This is a genomic window from Kitasatospora sp. NPDC015121 (assembly GCF_055562955.1).
Genome location: NZ_JBVHEH010000013.1, coordinates 151,741 through 168,705 on the forward strand (window position 1 = coordinate 151,741; position 16,965 = coordinate 168,705).

Here is a 16,965-nt window from a genome sequence, read left to right on the forward strand (position 1 = left end):
GCGGGGTGTTCTCCTGTCGGGGTCGTGCGGTGCGGAGGGGCCGGGCCCGGGGTCAGTTGCCGCTGAGCGCCTTGGTGATGGCGGTGCCGGCGCTCTTGCCGGCGGCGCCGGGGTCGGTGCCGGTGAGGACCTGGGTCATGTACTGCTTGATCGGGTTGTCGGCCTCGACGGCGGCCCAGTCGGGCGAGTTGGGGGTGGCGTGGCCGTTGGCGGCGCCGGCGGCCATCGCGGCGGCGCCCTCGTCGCCGCTGAGCGCGGAGGCGAGCGTGGTCCGGTTGGGGACGTAGCTCATCTCCTTGGCGATCGCGGTCTGCCACTTGTCGCCGGCCAGTGCCTTGACCACTTCGTAGGCGGCCTGCTGGTGGCGGGAGGACTCGGGGACGATCAGGTCGGAGCCGCCGGTGAAGACCGCGCCGGGCTTGCCGGCGCTCTTGCCGGGGATCGGGAAGAAGCCGAGCTTGTCCTTGAGTTCGGGGTTGGCCTTGAGGATCGCGGCGGCGCCGCCGGGGGTGGAGATCAGCTGGGCGGTGCGGCCCTGGGCGAACACCTCGGCCTGCGGGGGCTTGGCCTCGTCGGAGTCCTTGGGGCCGCGGCCGAGGGCCTGGAGCTGCTGGTAGAAGCCGATCGCGGCCTTGGCCTGCGGGGTGTCCAGGGTGCCGGCCCACTTGCCGTCGGCGCCCTTGGCGGCGAGGTCGCCGCCCTCGTCCCAGAGGAAGCCCGCGAAGACGTACCAGGTCTGGCCGGTGAGGTAGATGCCCTCGTTGCCGCCGGTGTTGAGCTTCCGGGTGTCGGCGATCCACTCGTCCCGGGTGGTGGGCGGGGTGGTGATGCCGGCCTGCTGGAACAGGTCCTTGCGGTAGATGACCACCCGGTTGGCCGCGTACCAGGGGATGCCGTACTGCTTGCCGTCGATCCTGCCGGGTTCGGCGAGGCCAGGGATCCAGTCCTTGCCGCCGAGTTCGGCGGTCTTGTCGCTGAGATCGTGCACGCCGCCGCTGGCCGCGTACTGGGCGACCTGGGTGTTGCCGACCTCGATCACGTCGGGGGCGTCCTTGCTGGCCAGCGCGCTGGTGACCTTCTGGCCGATGCCCTCCCACTCCTGGATCTGCACCTTCAGGGTGGTGCCGGGGTGGGTGGCCTCGAAGTCGGCCTCGAAGTCCTTGAGGAAGCCGTCGGTGACGCTGTCCTTCATGATCCAGACGGTCAGTTCGGCCGGGCCGGCCGCGTCCTGGGCGGCGGGGCCGGAGGAGCAGGCGGTCAGCGTGGCCGCGCCGAGCAGCAGGGCGAGCGCGGAGCGGAGGGTGGTCGGAAGTGCGGTGGATCTCACGGTGGGTGCCGCCTCGGGGTGCCGGAAGGGATGCCTGTGGAGGGGGTGGCGCTGGGGTGCCTGGGTGCGAGTGGATGCGCGAAGAGGGCCGACTGTTTACCAGTTGACTTGACTGGTCCGGTCGGTGGTAAGAGAAGGTGGCACAGCCGCCAGACCCCGTCAAGGCCCCGCACACTGCCCGGACACGCCTCCGAGCTGCGAGGGAACCTGCCGACCCGGGGCTTCCGGGGTCCGGGCGGCCACTGGTAAGGTCCGCGAACTGGTCTGGTATGGTCTGACCAGTTCGGAGCGAAGGGATGGAACGATGGCGACGGATTCGTCCGGCGGGGCGGGATTGAAGCGCGATCAGGTCAGGGAGTACCTGCGCGAACTGGTCGAGACACTGACCCCGGGCGACCCGGTGCCGTCGGAGCGGACGCTCTGCGTCCAGCTCGGCGTCTCGCGCCCGACGCTGCGCGCCGGGGTGGACGAGCTGGTGGCCGCAGGGCTGCTGGTGCGCGAGCACGGTCGCGGCACGTTCGTCGCCCCCGCCAAGATCGTCCAGGAACTGACCCCGTCCAGGGGCGGCGATCCGTCGTTCAGGGTGCCGCGGGCGTCCGGGAGTTGGGCCAGTCAGGTGCTGGAGTTCACCGCGCTGCCGGCGGGGGCGGCGATCGGGCGGCGGCTGCGGCTGTCGCCCGCGGCGCCGATCCTGCACATCGTGCTGCTGCGACTGGTCGACGGCGAGCCGATGGCCATCGAGCACCTGCACGTCCCGGCCGACCTGCTGCCCGGCCTGACGCCGGACGACCTGGAGCACGGCGACCTGTACCAGCTGATGGCCGGTCGCGGCGTGCACGTCCACGAGGCGGTGCAGGCGATCGAGCCCACGGTGGTCAGCGAGCGCGAGGCCCGGGTGCTGACCGTTCCCCCGCTCTCCCCCGCGCTGCGCTTCGACCGGTTGACCACGGACGCCACCGGCCGCCCCGTCGAGTACGTCCACTCGCTCTACCGGGGCGACCGCTACCGGATCGTCTCCCGGATCTCGCTCGCCGACCCGTCCCCCACCGCCCCCGGCGACTCCCGCCACCACCCCGGCATCCCGCCGGGTGACCTGACCACTCTCGGCACCGGCCCCACCGTGACCACCGGGGACGTCCAGCCGCTGCTCTGAGCGGGCGGGGTCGGAAGGCGTCCGCAGGCGGGCCTCACCCGGCCGCGGACACCTCCCCGACCCCCTCCTCGGCCGCCCCGGCCTTCTCGACCCGCTCGTCGGCCGCCCCGGCCCGCTCCGCCTCCCAGCGGAGCAGGTCGCCCGGCTGGCACTCCAGCACCTCGCAGAGCGCGGCGAGCGTCGAGAACCGCACCGCCTTGGCGCGGCCGTTCTTGAGCACCGCCAGGTTGGCGGGGGTGATCCCCACCCGGTCCGCGAGTTCGCCCACGGACATCTTCCGCCGGGCCAGCATCACGTCGACGTCGACGACGATCGGCATCAGATGACCTCGTCCAACTCGGCTCGCAGCAGGGTCGCTTCGGCGTCGCGGGCGACGGCCTGGGCGAGCAGCGCACGCAGCACGTGCACGACGAGGGCGACCCCCAGGACGGCCAGGCCGATCCCGCCCATGACGAGGGTGACCCCGGGGTCCTCCCGCTGGCCGGGCGCGTTGAGGGCGGTGACCGTGAACCACACCAGGGCGGCCGCGACGATCGCGCCGATGATGCCGTCCACGTACCGGAAGGCGGCGGGCGAGAACACCGTCCCGCGCCGCACCATGCTGACCAGGCGCCACACGCAGACCAGAACGGTCTGGGCCGCTCCGAGGCCGAGGACCGTGGCCACCCGGAACGCGGTCAGCGGGAGCGTCCCGTCCTCCGGGTCTCCCCCGCCGATCAGCATCCACAGCATCAGCGCCTGGACGAGCACGGTGCCGGTGAGCACCACCGCGAGCACGACGCGCAGCGCGCGTACCGTCAGTTTCCCCATGAGCCTGTTCCGCCCTTCCATCGTTCTGCGATGGGAATCTATCGATTCTCGATAGTCTGGGCAAGGGGTGGTCGGCCGGGGGCGCACCGCTCAGTCGCGCGGGGCGCTGTACCACCGCCACTCGGTGCGCCGCTCGTGGCCCGGCAGCTCGCCCCGGCCGGTGGCCCACAGCAGGGTGGGCCAGGGGTCGGCGCCGGTCGGCGCGTCGGGGAAGAGGCGGTGCAGCACCCGGGCGCTGATCCCGGCCGGGGCCGTCCAGGGCAGGCCGAGGCCGAGCGCCAGGTCCTGGGCGTGGGCGAAGAGTTCGACCAGGCCCATGGCGGCGCAGCCCTCGGCGTCGGCCGTGCCGAAGCCGTGGAAGGCCCGGTCCTGCGGCCGCGCCGTGCGGACCATCGCCACCAGCAGCGCCCCGCACGCCTCCAGCACCTGCACCATGCCCGCCGGACCGGACGCCCGCTGGGCGAAGACCACGTTGGCGGGCTTGCCGAGCGCCTCCCGCCGCCAGACCAGCGGCACGAACCCCTCGGCCGGCGGCGACTGCGGCCCGAGCTGGGCGGCGTAGGAGAACAGGTCGTCCGCCAGGTGCTCGGCGGTCTCCCAGCAGCTTCACTCCAGCGTCCCGGCGGGCCGCTCCCAGTCGGCGTCCGCCGCGCCCTCCAGCAACTCGACGACCAGCCGGAGGCCTTCGGCGAGGTCGTCCGCCGTCACCGGTCCGACGGCGGCGGGCCGTCCCACCTGCTCATGATCAACCATCCGCCGAGGGTACCCCCGCCCGGGCGGGGCTCAGCCGTCCGGGCAGAGCTCAGCCGTCCGCCCCGACCGCGCCGCTGATGCCGTAGAGCACGTCGCGCAGGCCGGGGGCGGCGCGCTCCTCGTCGCGGCGCCAGACCAGGCGCAGGCGCAGCGCGGGCGGCGGGTCGGCGAGGTGGAGCGGGACGAGGGTGCCGGCGGCGAGCTGCTCGCGGACGGTGAACTCGGGGAGCAGCGCCATGCCGAGGCCGCGCTCGGCGCAGGCGCGGGTGACGGTGACGCCGCCGGTGTGCAGCCGTTCGAGGCGGTCGCCGAAGTGCCGGTGGCCGGCCAGCGCGAAGGAGCACTGCGGGCTGCCGACCAGCAGCCGGGTGCCGAGCAGGTCGGCGGGGCGCAGGTCGGTGCGGTGGCGCCGAGGGTGGTCGGGGGCGGCGACCAGGACGAGCGGGACGTCCCGCAGGTCGAGGTGGTCGAGGTCGGCGGGCGGGAGGGGGAAGCCGAGGCCGCCGAGCGCTCCGGCGGTGTCGAGCAGCAGGGTGGCGTCCAGGGCGCCGCCGGCCAGGTCGGCGAGCAGCGCGCCGCGGTCCGCGCCGATCTGCAGGGTGACGCGCAACTCGGGTCTGCGCTCGGCGAGTCGGGCGAGCAGCGGGGGCAGGTGGGTGGCGGCCAGGCTCTCCAGTGAGCCGAGTCGGACGGTGGGGTGCTCGGTGGCGGTCTCGTGCCGGGCCTGTTCGGCCTGTTCGCGCAGCCGGGCGGCCCAGGGCAGCAGGCGCCGGCCGGCGGGGGTGAGTGCCATGCCGCGCGGGCGGCGGTCGAACAGGGCGGTGCCGAGCGAGGTTTCGAGGGCGCGGATCTGTTCGGAGACGGAGGAGGGGGCGAGTCCGAGCGCGCCGGCCGCCTCGGTGACGGTGCGGTGTTCGACGACGGCTTCGAAGGTTCGCAACTGCCTGAGTTCCAAGGGGTGTTCCGCCTTCCGTGCGGGCTGCCGCCCTGTCGTCCCGCTGTCCTGTCGTTCGCGGCCAGGGTACGCGTTCGGTTTCGCCGAACGCACCGTCCGGCCGGGCCGGTCGATCTTCGCCGTCCCGCCGTACGACAGTGGGCGCCTGTCCAACCCCTCCCCGTTCTCCTGGAGTTGTCACGTGTCGACCACTGCCGTTCCCCGCTCCGCCGCCGGGCCGTCCGCGCCGCCGGGCCGTTCGCGGGCGCTGCTGGGGCTGTCGCTGTCGTACTTCGCGGTGCTGCTGGACACCACGGTGCTGGCGGTGGCGGAGCCGGATCTGGCGGCGTCGCTGGGGAGTTCGACGGCGGGGCTGCAGTGGGTGGTGTCGGCGTACAGCGTGGCGTTCGGCGCGGTGCTGCTGTCGGCGGGGACGGTGGCGGACCGGTTCGGCGCGCACCGGCTGTTCCGGGGCGGGGCGGCGGCGTTCGGTGCGGCGTCGCTGCTGTGCGCGCTGGCGCCGGACGTGTGGGTGCTGGTGGCGGCGCGGGCGCTGCTGGGGGTTGCGGCGGCGGCGTCGGTGCCGGCCGGGATGGCGTTGCTGGGGGTGCTGTACCCGGTGCCGGCCGAGCGGGCCCGGGCGGTGTCGGTGTGGGCGGCGGTGAGCGGGGCGGCGATGGTGTGCGGTCCGGTGCTGGGCGGGGCGTTGGTGGGGTGGTTCGGTTGGCGGTCGGTGTTCTGGCTGAACGTGCCGCTGACGGTGCTGGTGCTGGTGTTGACGGCGTCGTCGGCGCTGCGGGCGCCGGGGCGGCCGGGCCGGGTGGACTGGTGGTCGCAGGCGGCGCTGGTGGTGGCGCTGGCGCTGCTGATCGACGCGCTGATCGCGGCGGGTTCGGGCCTCGGGTGGCACGTGGCGCTGTCGGGTGCGGGGGCGGTGCTGGCGGGCGGGTGGTTCGCCCGGCGGGAGCGGGCGGGCGAGTTGCGGCGCGGGGTGCTGGCGGCGGAGGGGGTGCGGACGGCGCTGGTGGGGGGTGCGGCGGTGAACTTCGCGGTGTTGGCGGTGCTGTTCGTGCTGCCGCTGGTGTTCGGCCGGTCCTGGGGGTGGTCGGCGGCGCTGGCGGGGGCGGCGTTCCTGCCGATGACGGTGTCGCCGGCCTGCGTGCCGCTGCTGCTGACGGGTCGGCTGGTGGCCCGGGTGGGTCCGTGGCGTCCGGTGGGGGCGGGTCTGGGCCTGCTGGCGGCGGGGTGTGCGGGGGCGGGGTGCGCGCTGGGGTGGGGTGCGCCGTACGGGGTGCTGGCGGTGGCGTTGGTGGCGGTGGGGTTCGGGGTGGCGCTGTCGCTGCCGGCGTTGGTGGCGGGGGTGGTGGGGGCGGCTCCGGCGGGGACGGCGGGGTCGGCGAGCGGGTTGCTGAACGCGGCGCGGCAGGTGGGCGCTTCGCTGGGGGTGGCGGTGGCGGGTGCGCTGGTGGGTGGGTCGGCGCCGGGTGCGGCGGGGTCGGCGGGGGCGTTGCTGGTGGCGGCGGCGGTGTGTGCGGGGGCGGCGCTGCCGGTGCTGCGGCTGGCCCGACGGTTGGCGCGGGCAGCCTCCTGAGCTGGGGCGACACCCACTCCCCTCTCTCTCGACATCAAGCATCTTGATATCAAGACACTTCTCGGGCAGAGTTGCTCCCCGCACGGACGAACGACCTTCACCGAACGGGGAGCACCATGCGCGAGCGCGCGAAGACCGAGGGCTTGGCCGCCCAGCTGCGACGCCCACCGGGCGGCCGGGACGGCCGGACCATGCTGCTGACCCTGTTCGTCGACCGCACCGGCACCGGCGTCTGGGCGGCGGTCTGCGTGCTGTACTTCACCGAGCTGAGCCGCCTGACGGCCGCCCAGATCGGCCTGCTGCTGGGCCTCTCCTCGGTGGCGGGCATCGCGGGCACCCCGCTCGCCGGGCGGCTGGCCGCCTCGTACGGGGTGCGGCCGGTGCTGATCGGCTGCCACCTGCTGCGGGTGGCGGCGCTGACCCCGGTGCTGTTCTGCTCGGCGTTCTGGCCGCTGCTGGTGCTGGTGGCGCTGGCCACGCTGGGCGACCGGGCGGCCCGCGCGATGGAGATGCTGTACGCCACCGAGGTTGCGGGCGAGCGCCGCTCGGCCTACCGGGCGCTGTCGCGCACCGCGATGAACGCGGGGTACGCGGCGGGCGCCGGCCTGGCCGCGCTGGGCCTGGCGGTGGGCACCCCGGCGGCGTACCGGGCACTGGTGCTCGCCGACGTCGCCTCCTACCTGGTCGCGGCGGCCCTGGTCGCCTCGCTGCGCGAGCCGCGCCCCGCCGGGGCCGCCGACGGCGCCGCCGCCGCGGACCCCTCGCCCCGGCCCAGCCCGTGGCGGGACGCCGGCTACCTGCGCTTCGTCGCCCTGGACGCGGTGCTCACCATCGACGACGCGATCCTCAACGTCGGGCTGCCGCTCTGGCTGATCCACTCCACCCGCGCCCCGCACGCCCTCGTCCCGGCCTTCCTGGCGGTCAACACGGTCGTGGTGGTGCTGGCCCAGCTACGGGTCTCCGCCCTGGTCCACTCCGCCCGCCAGGCGGTCCGGGTCGTGCCGGTGTACGGGTTCGCGATCCTCGGCTGCTGCGCGGCGGCGGCCCTGGCCCACCGGACGGGGGCCCCGGCCGCCTCCGCGCTGCTGCTGGTCGCGGCGGTGCTGGTGACGCTGGCCGAACTGGTCCGCTCGGTGGTCTCCTGGGAGCTGTCGGTGGCCCTCGCCCCCGAACGGGCCCGCCCGGAGTACCTGGGCGTGGCGGGCATGGCGCACTCCACCGAGAAGGCGGCGGGCCCACTGCTGCTGACCGGCGCGGTGCTGGCCACCGGCCCGCTCGGCTGGCTCACCCTGGGCGCGGCCACCACCGCGGCGGCCTACGCCCAGCGCCGCTACGGCGCCCTGCGGCTGGCCGCGCTGAGCCGCTGACGCGGCCGGGCCCGGCCGCCGGCCTCATCCGGTCACCCGGTCAGCGCGGCGACCTCCGCCACCACCGTCCCGTACAGGTCGCCGACGGTCGCCAGCGCGGCGGCGTGCAGCTGCGCCGCCGGGACGACCGTGCCGTCCGGCCCGGGCAGCGCCCGGGTCGCGCACGCCTCGGCGACCACCGTCGGCCGCCAACCGCCGCGGAAGGCGCCCTGCGCGGTGAACGCGACGCACATGTGGGTCATGAACCCGGCCAGCACCAGGTCGCGGCGCGGCCCGTCCCCGTCCAGCTCGGCCAGCACCTCGGCCAGTTCGGTCCCGTGGAACGCGTCCGGGAAGGTCTTCACCACCACCCGTTCCCCGGCCGCCGGCGCGACCGGCGCGCTGATCGCCCCGATCTCGGCCCGGACGTCGTACGGCGTCCCCGGCCCGCCGTCGTTCACCACGTGCACCACCGGGGCCCCGGCGGCCCGCGCCGCCGCCAGCAGCCGGGCGCCCGCCGCGAGCGCCTCCTCCGCGCCCTCCAGCTCCATCACGCCCTCGCGGTAGGTGTTCTGGTAGTCGATCAGCACCACCGTCGCCTCGCCGAGCTTCGGCGGCGTGCCGTCCAGTCCGATCACCTCGCGCAGGGTCGCGGACGCGTTCATCATGCTCATGACAGAAATCTCCTCTGAAAGATGGAATCCGGGAACGTCGACGACGGCCCGGGGACGGGTCCGGGGAACGGGCCCGCTACAGCCGGAACCGCTTCCGGTACGCCGCGGGCGTCGTCCCCAGCCGCCGCCGCATCGCGCGGTGCAGGGTGTCGACCGAACCGAGGCCGCTGGCGGTGGCGATCCGTTCGAGCGGCTGGTCGGTGCCCTCCAGCAGGCGGCGCGCGGTCTCGACCCGGGCGGCCTCGACGTACGCGGCGGGCGTGCTGCCCGTCTCCTGCCGGAAGACCCGGGCGAAGTGCCGTTCGCTCAGGCACATCCGCGCGGCCAGCGCGCTCGCGGAGAGGTCGCCGTCCGGGTGCTCGGCGATGTGCAGGCGCAGTTCGTCGATGTCCCGGCGGGAGGTGGGCGGGCTGCTGAGCGGGACGGAGAACTGGCTCTGTCCGCCCTGCCGCTTGAGGTACATCACCAACTGCCGGGCGACGGACATCGCCAGTTCCTCGCCGTGGTCCTCGGCGACCAGGGCCAGCGCGAGGTCCATGCAGGCGCTGATCCCGGCGCCGGTCCAGATCGCGCCGGAGCGGACGAAGATCGGGTCGGGGTCGACCGTCACCCCGGGGTGGTCGGCGGCGAGCTGGGCGGCCGTCGACCAGTGGGTGGTGGCGCGGCGGCCGTCGAGCAGTCCGGCGGCGGCGAGCAGGTGCGCGCCGACGCAGACCGAGGCGACCCGTCGGGCGGCGGGGGCCTGTCGGCGCACCCAGGCCACCACGTCCGGGTCGATCCGGGCCCGGGGCCCGTCCGTTCCGGGTTCGACCGCGCCGGGGACCAGCAGGGTGTCCACGGCCCCGGTGACCTGGTCGAAGGTCAGGTCGACCGCCAGCCGGACCCCGGCCGACGTCCGGACCAGGCCCTCGGCCGGGCCGGCCAGCTCCACCCGGTAGCCGGCCCGCCCGCCGCTCTCCCGGTTGGCGAGGGCGAACACCTCGGCCGGGCCGGTGACGTCGAGCAGGTCGACGTCCGGGAAGACCGCGATCACTACGCGGCGGTTCGTGGACATGCCCCCATCCTGGGCCGTCCGCGCCGCCGTCCGCAATGACGCGGTTGCGGCGGATCCTGCCATCGCCACCGCCTCGACCTGCGGAAACGCCGGAGCCCCGAGGACGGTCCGTCCCCGGGGCCCGGCGCGCCGCCGTCGCGGTCAGGAGCGCTGCTGCCCGAACAGGTCGACCCGGATCGGCTCGCCGCCCGCGCCCTCGCCGTCCTCGGGGTCCTGCGGGGAGAGCGCGATCGCGATGCCCGCGACCGCGAGGACGACCATGATGCCGACGGCGAGCGGCAGGGCGAACTGCGAGGCGGGCGTGCCGTCCCCGATCGCACGGCCGTCCAGGGCGACGCTGACGGCGGCCATCGCGGTGTAGTGCATGGCGACCACCGCGACGCCGGCGATCAGTGCGGCGCCGAGCGCGGCGGGCAGGCCCTTGACGTGCAGGGTCATCCAGAGCGCGGCGGTGGCGGCGGCGACGGCGATCGCCACCGAGGCGACGACCAGCGGGGTGTCGTACGAGACCTCGCCCTCGACCTGCATCGCGGCCATGCCGACGTAGTGCATGACGGCGACGCCGCAGCCGGTGAGCACGCCGCTGACCAGCAGGGTGCCGGTGCTCTTGCCGCGGTAGCCGACGTAGCCGATGCCCAGGCCGACCACGACGACGGCCACCAGCAGGCTGAGCAGGGTCAGCGGGACGTCGTAGACCAGGCGGGAGGAGTCCACCCTGAAGCCGAGCATCGCGAGGAAGTGCATGGACCAGATGCCGCAGCCGAACGCCCCGGAGGCGAGCGCCAGCCAGCCGAAACGTTTCTGCGGCTTGAGGGTCATGGCCCGCGCGGTGCAGCGCAGTCCGATCGCGGCCCCCGCGCAGGCGATCAGGTACGCCACGACCGGATTCACCCACCCGTACTGAAAACCGTCGAGGTGGGCCATGGTGTCGTGGTTCATGAAGGTCCGATCGGAAACGAATTGCCCGTGCGATATTGCCGCAGAGACAATACCGCCCCGTGACCATTGGTCCGCACCAAGGTCCGTTTCCTCCTTCACCTCCCCTTTCCCGCATCTCCACGAACCCACGCTCCGTCACCTCCGGCGACGCCCCGCCAGCCGGCGCCCCACCCGGCGCCCCGGCGTCCGTGGCAGGCTGGCACCCGTGGAACAGCTCTCCGAACCGCCCGCCCCGCTGCTGGTCGTGGACGGCGCGAACGTCGTCGGCTCGGTCCCCGACGGTTGGTGGCGCGACCGCCGGGGCGCGGCCGTGCGGCTGCGCGACGCGCTGGTGCCCGTGGCCGCGGCCGGACTGCCCGACCTGCCGGGCCCGTTGGCCGTGGTCCTGGTGGTGGAGGGCGCGGCCCGCGGCGTCGAGCCGGTGCCGGGCGTGCGAGTGGTCACCGCGCCGGGCAGCGGCGACGACCGGATCGTCGACCTGGTCGCCGCCGAGGCCGCCGCCGCACCGGGCCGCCGCCTGCTGGTGGTCACGGCCGACCGCGAGCTGCGCGCCCGGGTCACCGCCCTGGGCGCGGAGATCCTCGGCCCGCGCGCGGTGCGTCGCCGCCCCTGACGGGCCGACGGAAACCGACGCCGGGTCAGCCGACTTGCCTCACAGGCACACTGACCGCAGGTCACCCGACCCGGAAGGCACCCGGGAGGCACCCTGGAGACACCCGGGCGACCACCGCTCAGACCAGTCTGGTCCGGGCGGCGGCCGGGCGGGTGCGACCGCGGGAGGTGACCGCGGGGCGGCTGGGGCGGCGGTCCGGGCGGGCGGGGCGGCCGTCGCCCTGGGCGGGGCGGGTGGCCAGCGCGGCCTTGAGCGCACGGAGGGCCAACAGGACGGCGACGGCGGCGAGTTCGGCGGGTTCGGTGGCGCCGCGTTCGGCGGCGGCGCGCTGGCAGGGCGAGCACCAGACCGCGCTGGCCCGGCCGCCGTCGGGGTAGTCCAGGCCGACCGGCACCAGGTAGTGGCAGCCGCAGCCCTGGCAGACGAAGAGCAGCCTCACCGCCGCACCACCCCCGAGCCGCCGCACACCGAGCACGGCGACCAGTAACTGCGCCGCACCGGCTGCTGCCTCCCCTGCGCGTCGGTCTCCACCGAGTGCTCCGTCTTCTCCGTCCCGCGCGCCCCGCCGCAGCCCGGGCATGCCTGCTGCTCAGCCATCGGCCACCTCCAGAGCACAGACCGTAGCGTGCCGACCCCGTCCGCGACAGCGGTTCGCCGTCGGACCACCCGCCAATGCCACCCGCACACCCGTACGGGGCGCGCACCACCCCGCGCGCGCCGGTCCCGCGCCCCCACGCGGCGTCCGATTCCCGCCAGCGGGCCGCCCGGCGGTGCGGGATGATCCCGCGCATGAACCCGAGCACCGAGGCGAACCACCAGGGCATCCGGATCGAACACCGGGGCGCCGTCCCGCAGGTCGACCCCACCGCGTACGTCGCGCCGACGGCCACGCTGGTCGGCGACGTGCGGATCGGGCCGCGCGCCCGGGTGATGTACGGCGCGGTGCTGGACGCGGAGGGCGCGCGGATCGAGGTCGGCGAGGCGTCGGTGGTGTGCGAGAACGCGGTGCTGCGCGCCTCCGCCGTCGCCGCCGAGCAGCCGGTGCTGATCGGCGACCACGTCTTCGTCGGCCCGCACGCGACGCTGCTGGGCTGCACGGTGGAGCGCGCCTGCTACCTGGCGACCTCGGCCACCGTGCTGCAGGAGGCCGTGGTGGGCACCGGTTCGGTGGTCGCGGTGGCCGCCCTGGTGCACGCCCGCACGGTGCTCCCGGCCGAGTCCTTCGTCCCGCCGTACCTGACGGCCCTCGGCGAGCCGGTGCGGCTGCTGGCCCCGGGCGACCCGGAGCTGCCGCAGGCGATCGGGCGGCTGGGCTTCGCGGGCACGGCCTTCGGGATCGACGCCGCCTGGACCGACCGCGTCGCCCGCCACGAGCGGATCGCCGAGGTCCGCTCGGCGGAGTTCGGTGCCCACCTGACCGACCGCCCCGCACAGGACCACCCGGCGCAGGACCACCCGGCGCGGGACTGACCCGCACCGGACCGACCGGCCCGCCGGGCCGCCCCACCACGGCCCGCCGCCGGGCTCAACCGGCCGCGGGCCGCTCCCGTTCCTCCGGCGGCCGCCCGTCCGGCGCCTGCTGCTGCCGCGTCGCGTCCGGCCAGTCCGCGGGGGAGGCCTCGACGTCGTTGCCGCGCACCCAGACGGTGGAGACCCCGAGCAGTCGGCGCATCACCGCGAAGCCGCCCTCCCAGCCGTCGGGCAGCCGCAGCCGGCCGAACCGGACGGTGCCGGCGCTGAACCGGGTGTCGCCGCTCTCCAGCATGCCGGTCCAGCCGGGCAGGCCCACCTCCGGCACGCTGCCGGTGAGTTCGGCCTGGACCGGGATCTCCAGTCCGTCGGCCAGCAGCAGGGCGGGGCCCCGGTACACGGGTGAGGTCATGCCTTGAGGGTGCGGGAGGTTCCCGTATCCGCGCAAATCCCGCATTCGACCGGGAATCGGACCGGCCGAGACCGTTTCGTTGGGTGGAGTACGCCATTCCGTAGCCGAATGGCCACCTTGGGCAACACTCGATCGTGCAATATGACATTGCACAGCCGGGAAGGCCCCGGCTGGCAGCGATTGAACAGGAGAACTCTCATGAACAAGCCCCTGGCCGTCCTGGCCGGTGCGGCAGCCCTGTCGGCGGTCCTCACCGTCCCGGCATCGGCGACCACCACCGACACTCCGCAGACCACCACCGCGTGCGGCGGCTGGGCCCTGCAGGGCGGCCTGGCCACGCAGATCTGCGCGGAGCGAACCGGCGACCAGGTCCGGCTGTACGGCACCCTCGGCCTGGCCGGCCCGATCTCCCCCGGCACCCCGCTGCCGTACCGCAAGGACGTGATCGTCACCCTGACCGGCACCACCCCCTCCGGCTCGGTCAACCAGTACGTCACGTTCACCGGCTCCAACCAGCAGGTCGGCAACATCATCGGCAGCGTCCCGTGCGACGCGGCCGTCCAGGGCACCTACTCGGTGTCCTCCTTCGACCTCGGCCCCCACCCGGTCACGATCAACACCGTCATCCCCTGCTGACACCGCACCGCAGGCCGGCCCGCCCCTCCCCGGAGGCGGGCCGGCCCCGCGACCCGCTCGACGCGCCGCCCGGCGAGGACGGCCGAGCGCGGGTCAGTCGCCCATGAACCACAGCCAGCCGCCGGGCGTGGCCGCGCAGGCGCCCAGCATCCGCTCCAGGTCGACCACGGCGGCGCGCTGCTCCTCGTCAACGCACAGCGCGAGCAGCCGGTCGATCTCGCCGAGCGCGGCGGCCGCCTCCCGCTCGTCGAAGAACGTGTCGTCGTACGGGTCGATCCGCCAGAGCCTCCAGCCCCGGGTGACCGGCAACTCGTGCAGGACCCGGGCCAGCCCCTCCCCGTGCCCGTACGAGCCGCGCAGCAGGGTGGCCCGGGTTCGCTCCGGGACCGGGCGTCGCGGCCGGGCGGAGTGCAGTTCGATCTCGACGCCCACGGCGGGGTCTCCTCTCCTCGACGGGTCGTGCGGTCGGTGCTGCTGGTGGTGCGCGACCCGGTCGGCGACCCGGAAGGCGGTACCGCGGCCGGGCGCGGCGGGCTCCTCCCGGCGTCGTCCAGGACGTGGTCGGTCAGGCGGGTTCGAGTGGCGGGCACGAGTGGTCGTTCAGTTCGGTCAGGGTGCCGCCGCGTCCGTCCAGTCCGTCACGGGCCGCATTCAAGCAGGCCGGGCCGGGGGGAGGGGCGGCGGGTCACTCCTCCTGCCCGGGCTCCTCGGCGTCCGTCCCGAGGAGCCGTTCGACCAGTCCGTCGAGGTCGACGTGCTCCTGTTCGCAGCCGACCGGGACGACGCACTCGGTGCGGCGCAGGAAGTCGCGCAGGGCGGGGACGGGCAGGCGCAGCAGGGCGCTGGTCTCCTCGCCGTGCAGGGTGAGCAGGAGGTGGCCGTGGTCGGGGCCGTGGCCGGGGGTGACGGTGGTGTCGCCGAGTCCGGCGGGGTGGGTGAGTCCGGCGAGCAGGACGTCGCGGGAGAGCGACCAGGTCACGGGCTCGGGCAGGTCGACGTGGTTGTCGAGGTGGACGGTGTAGGGCTCGTCGGCGCCGTAGCGGAGGCGGGCGGCGACGGGGACGACCAGGGCGGGGGCGACGACCACCTCGACGACCAGGTGGACGGCGATCCGGGTGGTGCCGCCGCGCTGCGGTGGGACCCGGCGTGGGGCGGGGTCCTGGTACGGGTCCGGGGTCACCGGATGCCACCCCCGTCCGCTCCGGGGAGAAACGATTCTTCACTCGCCGCGCGTCGCCGCGCCTCTCGAACGTGCACGCCAGGACAACGACGCGGGGCCCGATCGGTGACACCTCGTTCGTTCCGCCCCCGAACGGACGCGGTGGGCGGGGCTCCCTCCGCCCACCGCCGACCGGTCAGCCCTGGCCGAGCCGGCGGACCAGGTCGTCCAGGTAGGCGTCCCCGTACGCGTCGGCCAGGTCGTCCAGGTCGATCATCGGCGGGATGTCGATGACGGGCTGGCGCTCGATCAGGAAGGCCACCGTCTCGCGGACGATCCGGCCCTCGTCGCCGCCGGCCAGGCCGGGGCGTTCCAGGACGCCGTCGGTGACCCGGACCCGGGTGCTGGCCCCGGCCTTCCCGTCCTCGACCTCGACCTGGTACTCGCGGTCGCCCAGCGGTTCCACCCGGATGTCAACTGCCATGGCGCGGATCGTCCTTCCGTCAGTGCTCGGCCGTGGGCGGTGCCGACGCCGCGTCACCTGCCGGTTCTCCGGCGGGCACCAGCCGTCTCCCACCATACGTCCGCCGGGGGGTTCGGCCGCGCGTCAGCTCCGGCCGAAGCAGCGGCGCAGTTCGTCCAGGTCGTAGAAGGAGGAGCCCTCGGCGATCGGCCGGCAGCCGTCCTTGAACGCGGTCTCCTTCTCGTTGTAGAGCATCCGGACCAGGTAGGCGGGCCTGCCCTTCGCACCGCCCTTCGCCTCGCCCTTCGTCTCGCCCTTCCCGCCCTCCGCCCGGTACAGGTCCCACTGGACGTTGGCGGCCATCGGCGCGACCTCGGCGCCGCGCCACGGGTTGTCGCGGTAGGTGTAGGGCCGGTCCGGGTCGGCCTGCTCGGTGCTGCCGGGGAGGCCGAGCAGGGCGGCGAGCGGTTCGATCTCCTCGGCGTGGGTGAAGCGCAGCACGGCGCCGTCGGGGTTGGTGCCGGCGGCCTTGCGCTCGGCCTGGGCGAACAGGTCGTCGAGCAGGACGCCGGCCATCTCGTAGGTGATGGTGCGTCCGGTGAAGCCGGGGCCCTTCTGGTAGAACTCCTCGGCGTCGTCGAGGTAGGCGAACCACTGGGCGTCCCGGGGCGTCAGGAAGCCGTCCAGGTCGGTGCCGCGGGCCTCGACCGCGAGGTCGGGGGCGGCGCTGTAGAGCGCGTACAGCGCGCGGGCGAAGGCGGTCTGCCGGTCGGTGTCGAGGGTGTCGGCGAACGCGGCGGTGAACAGGCGGCGGACGGTGTGCCGGGCGGCCTCGGCGGTGCGCGGGTCGGCGTCGATCGCGGCGAGGGTGGCGGCGAGCTGCGGGTCGTTCGCGACGTACGCCCGGTAGTCGGCGTTCTGCGGCTGCTTGTGGAAGTACAGCAGGTCCTTGTCGGTGACCGGGGCCTTGAGGGCGGCGGCGAGCGCGGGTTCGCCCGCGACCAGTCCGGCGGTGAAGGCGTCGGCGCTGGCGGTGGCCCGGGCCACGCCGGAGGTCTCGACCACGATCGGGGCGCCCTGGGCGGCGATCTCGTCGAACAGGCCGGGCAGTCGCCGCTCCATCCGGAGCGCGGTCTGCCGCTGTTCGTCGGCGCCGCGGGCGGAGAGGTTGCCGTAGCCGATGGAGGCCCCGGCGGCGAGCAGCGTGCGCACCCGCGGGGCGAGCCGGGCGCCGAGGCCGGTCAGCCCGCCGGCCCGCTCGGCCTCGGCGAGCAGCGCGAGCACGGCGTCGCCGTCCTCGCTGTCGCTCATCGCGCGGGAGCCGTGCCGGGCGACGTTCTCGGTGAAGACCGGCGCGTAGCCCGCGGGGATCCGCTGGTAGTGCTTGAGGTCCTGCTGCGGTTCGTACGGGGTCTTGGTGCCGTAGGCGTCGCGCTGGGCGTGGCCCTGGGCGGTGGCGGTGCCGGTGGTCGCGAGGGTCGCGGCCAGGGCGGTCGCCAGGGCGGCGGCGAGGACGGCGGTGCGCTTCACGGTGGGGAGCCTCTCGGGGCGGAGGTCGACCGGCCGGTCCGGTCGACCGCCGCACCCTGGCAGCCCGGTCCGAACGCTCCGCCACGCGGGGCCGTTGCCCC

The 16,965-nt window shown here is 75.0% G+C and carries 20 protein-coding genes and 1 pseudogene; 6 read left to right on the top strand and 15 right to left on the bottom strand.

The genetic code is table 11. From position 1 onward, the window contains the following. Positions 1–52: 52 nt before the first annotated feature. Entirely contained in the window at positions 53–1,327 is a 1,275-nt protein-coding gene (locus ACZ3J7_RS20815; RefSeq protein WP_465623097.1) for an extracellular solute-binding protein, read from the bottom strand. A 304-nt stretch (positions 1,328–1,631) separates the two neighbouring features. Here ACZ3J7_RS20815 and ACZ3J7_RS20820 point away from each other — a divergent pair, with 304 nt between their 5' ends. Then, on the top strand, positions 1,632–2,480 hold the full coding sequence (locus tag ACZ3J7_RS20820; protein WP_465623099.1) for a GntR family transcriptional regulator: 849 nt from the start codon (positions 1,632–1,634) through the stop codon (positions 2,478–2,480). Between the two features lie 34 nt (positions 2,481–2,514). On the opposite strand, the gene ACZ3J7_RS20825 is transcribed toward ACZ3J7_RS20820, so the two are convergent. The 4 genes and pseudogenes from ACZ3J7_RS20825 to ACZ3J7_RS20840 all read right to left on the bottom strand — a co-directional run bounded on the left by ACZ3J7_RS20825 (position 2,515) and on the right by ACZ3J7_RS20840 (position 4,983). Then, positions 2,515–2,799 carry a helix-turn-helix domain-containing protein gene (locus ACZ3J7_RS20825; RefSeq protein WP_465623101.1) on the bottom strand — a complete coding sequence of 95 codons (285 nt, stop codon included), beginning with the start codon at positions 2,797–2,799 and terminating at the stop codon, positions 2,515–2,517. Next, positions 2,799–3,290 (bottom strand): DUF2975 domain-containing protein, encoded by a 492-nt coding sequence (locus tag ACZ3J7_RS20830; RefSeq protein WP_465623104.1) that lies wholly within the window; start codon positions 3,288–3,290, stop codon positions 2,799–2,801. Before ACZ3J7_RS20830 ends, ACZ3J7_RS20825 begins: the two co-directional genes overlap by 1 nt. A 90-nt stretch (positions 3,291–3,380) precedes the next feature. Then, a pseudogene (locus tag ACZ3J7_RS20835) lies at positions 3,381–4,043 on the bottom strand (hypothetical protein). A gap of 49 nt (positions 4,044–4,092) precedes the next feature. Further along, positions 4,093–4,983: a LysR family transcriptional regulator gene (locus ACZ3J7_RS20840; protein WP_465623106.1), complete on the bottom strand. Its 891-nt coding sequence runs from the start codon at positions 4,981–4,983 to the stop codon at positions 4,093–4,095. Between the two features lie 196 nt (positions 4,984–5,179). On the opposite strand from ACZ3J7_RS20840, the gene ACZ3J7_RS20845 reads away from it, so the two are divergent. Together ACZ3J7_RS20845 and ACZ3J7_RS20850 are read left to right on the top strand one after the other, a co-directional pair. Further along, positions 5,180–6,568 (top strand): MFS transporter, encoded by a 1,389-nt coding sequence (locus ACZ3J7_RS20845; RefSeq protein ID WP_465623110.1) that lies wholly within the window; start codon positions 5,180–5,182, stop codon positions 6,566–6,568. A gap of 116 nt (positions 6,569–6,684) precedes the next feature. Continuing rightward, positions 6,685–7,935, top strand: coding sequence for an MFS transporter (locus tag ACZ3J7_RS20850; protein ID WP_465623111.1), 1,251 nt, complete (start codon positions 6,685–6,687; stop codon positions 7,933–7,935). A gap of 32 nt (positions 7,936–7,967) precedes the next feature. On the opposite strand, the gene ACZ3J7_RS20855 is transcribed toward ACZ3J7_RS20850, so the two are convergent. The 3 genes from ACZ3J7_RS20855 to ACZ3J7_RS20865 all read right to left on the bottom strand — a co-directional run bounded on the left by ACZ3J7_RS20855 (position 7,968) and on the right by ACZ3J7_RS20865 (position 10,581). Further along, a complete protein-coding gene (locus tag ACZ3J7_RS20855) occupies positions 7,968–8,579 on the bottom strand; it encodes an isochorismatase family protein (protein ID WP_465623450.1) in 612 nt (203 codons plus the stop codon). Between the two features lie 85 nt (positions 8,580–8,664). Beyond that, on the bottom strand, positions 8,665–9,642 hold the full coding sequence (locus tag ACZ3J7_RS20860) for a GlxA family transcriptional regulator (RefSeq protein WP_465623113.1): 978 nt from the start codon (positions 9,640–9,642) through the stop codon (positions 8,665–8,667). A 141-nt stretch (positions 9,643–9,783) separates the two neighbouring features. Further along, a complete protein-coding gene (locus tag ACZ3J7_RS20865) occupies positions 9,784–10,581 on the bottom strand; it encodes an MHYT domain-containing protein (protein ID WP_465623114.1) in 798 nt (265 codons plus the stop codon). A gap of 205 nt (positions 10,582–10,786) precedes the next feature. On the opposite strand from ACZ3J7_RS20865, the gene ACZ3J7_RS20870 reads away from it, so the two are divergent. Beyond that, positions 10,787–11,194, top strand: a complete 408-nt coding sequence (locus ACZ3J7_RS20870) for a PIN domain-containing protein (RefSeq protein WP_465623116.1) — start codon at positions 10,787–10,789, stop codon at positions 11,192–11,194. 118 nt (positions 11,195–11,312) lie between these two features. On the opposite strand, the gene ACZ3J7_RS20875 is transcribed toward ACZ3J7_RS20870, so the two are convergent. Both ACZ3J7_RS20875 and ACZ3J7_RS20880 read right to left on the bottom strand, forming a co-directional pair. Continuing rightward, a complete protein-coding gene (locus ACZ3J7_RS20875; RefSeq protein WP_465623119.1) occupies positions 11,313–11,633 on the bottom strand; it encodes a hypothetical protein in 321 nt (106 codons plus the stop codon). After that, a complete protein-coding gene (locus ACZ3J7_RS20880) occupies positions 11,630–11,791 on the bottom strand; it encodes a hypothetical protein (RefSeq protein ID WP_465623121.1) in 162 nt (53 codons plus the stop codon). Before ACZ3J7_RS20880 ends, ACZ3J7_RS20875 begins: the two co-directional genes overlap by 4 nt. 192 nt (positions 11,792–11,983) lie before the next feature. Here ACZ3J7_RS20880 and ACZ3J7_RS20885 point away from each other — a divergent pair, with 192 nt between their 5' ends. Further along, complete coding sequence (locus tag ACZ3J7_RS20885) at positions 11,984–12,664, top strand: gamma carbonic anhydrase family protein (protein ID WP_465623123.1); 681 nt, start codon at positions 11,984–11,986, stop codon at positions 12,662–12,664. A gap of 55 nt (positions 12,665–12,719) precedes the next feature. Here the strand turns inward: ACZ3J7_RS20885 and ACZ3J7_RS20890 are convergent, their stop codons facing one another. Further along, the gene (locus ACZ3J7_RS20890) at positions 12,720–13,076 is read right to left on the bottom strand and encodes a hypothetical protein (RefSeq protein ID WP_465623125.1); all 357 of its coding nucleotides are present in this window, start codon (positions 13,074–13,076) and stop codon (positions 12,720–12,722) included. Positions 13,077–13,274: 198 nt separating this feature from the next. Here ACZ3J7_RS20890 and ACZ3J7_RS20895 point away from each other — a divergent pair, with 198 nt between their 5' ends. Beyond that, positions 13,275–13,712, top strand: a complete 438-nt coding sequence (locus ACZ3J7_RS20895; protein ID WP_465623127.1) for a hypothetical protein — start codon at positions 13,275–13,277, stop codon at positions 13,710–13,712. 93 nt (positions 13,713–13,805) lie between these two features. Here the strand turns inward: ACZ3J7_RS20895 and ACZ3J7_RS20900 are convergent, their stop codons facing one another. From ACZ3J7_RS20900 to ACZ3J7_RS20915, 4 genes are all read right to left on the bottom strand, one after another. Continuing rightward, positions 13,806–14,144, bottom strand: coding sequence for a hypothetical protein (locus ACZ3J7_RS20900; protein ID WP_465623129.1), 339 nt, complete (start codon positions 14,142–14,144; stop codon positions 13,806–13,808). 253 nt (positions 14,145–14,397) lie between these two features. Further along, positions 14,398–14,892, bottom strand: coding sequence for an SsgA family sporulation/cell division regulator (locus tag ACZ3J7_RS20905; protein WP_465623131.1), 495 nt, complete (start codon positions 14,890–14,892; stop codon positions 14,398–14,400). A gap of 175 nt (positions 14,893–15,067) precedes the next feature. Next, positions 15,068–15,355, bottom strand: coding sequence for a hypothetical protein (locus ACZ3J7_RS20910; protein ID WP_465623132.1), 288 nt, complete (start codon positions 15,353–15,355; stop codon positions 15,068–15,070). Between the two features lie 123 nt (positions 15,356–15,478). Further along, positions 15,479–16,864: a histidine-type phosphatase gene (locus ACZ3J7_RS20915; RefSeq protein ID WP_465623134.1), complete on the bottom strand. Its 1,386-nt coding sequence runs from the start codon at positions 16,862–16,864 to the stop codon at positions 15,479–15,481. Positions 16,865–16,965 lie beyond the last annotated feature (101 nt).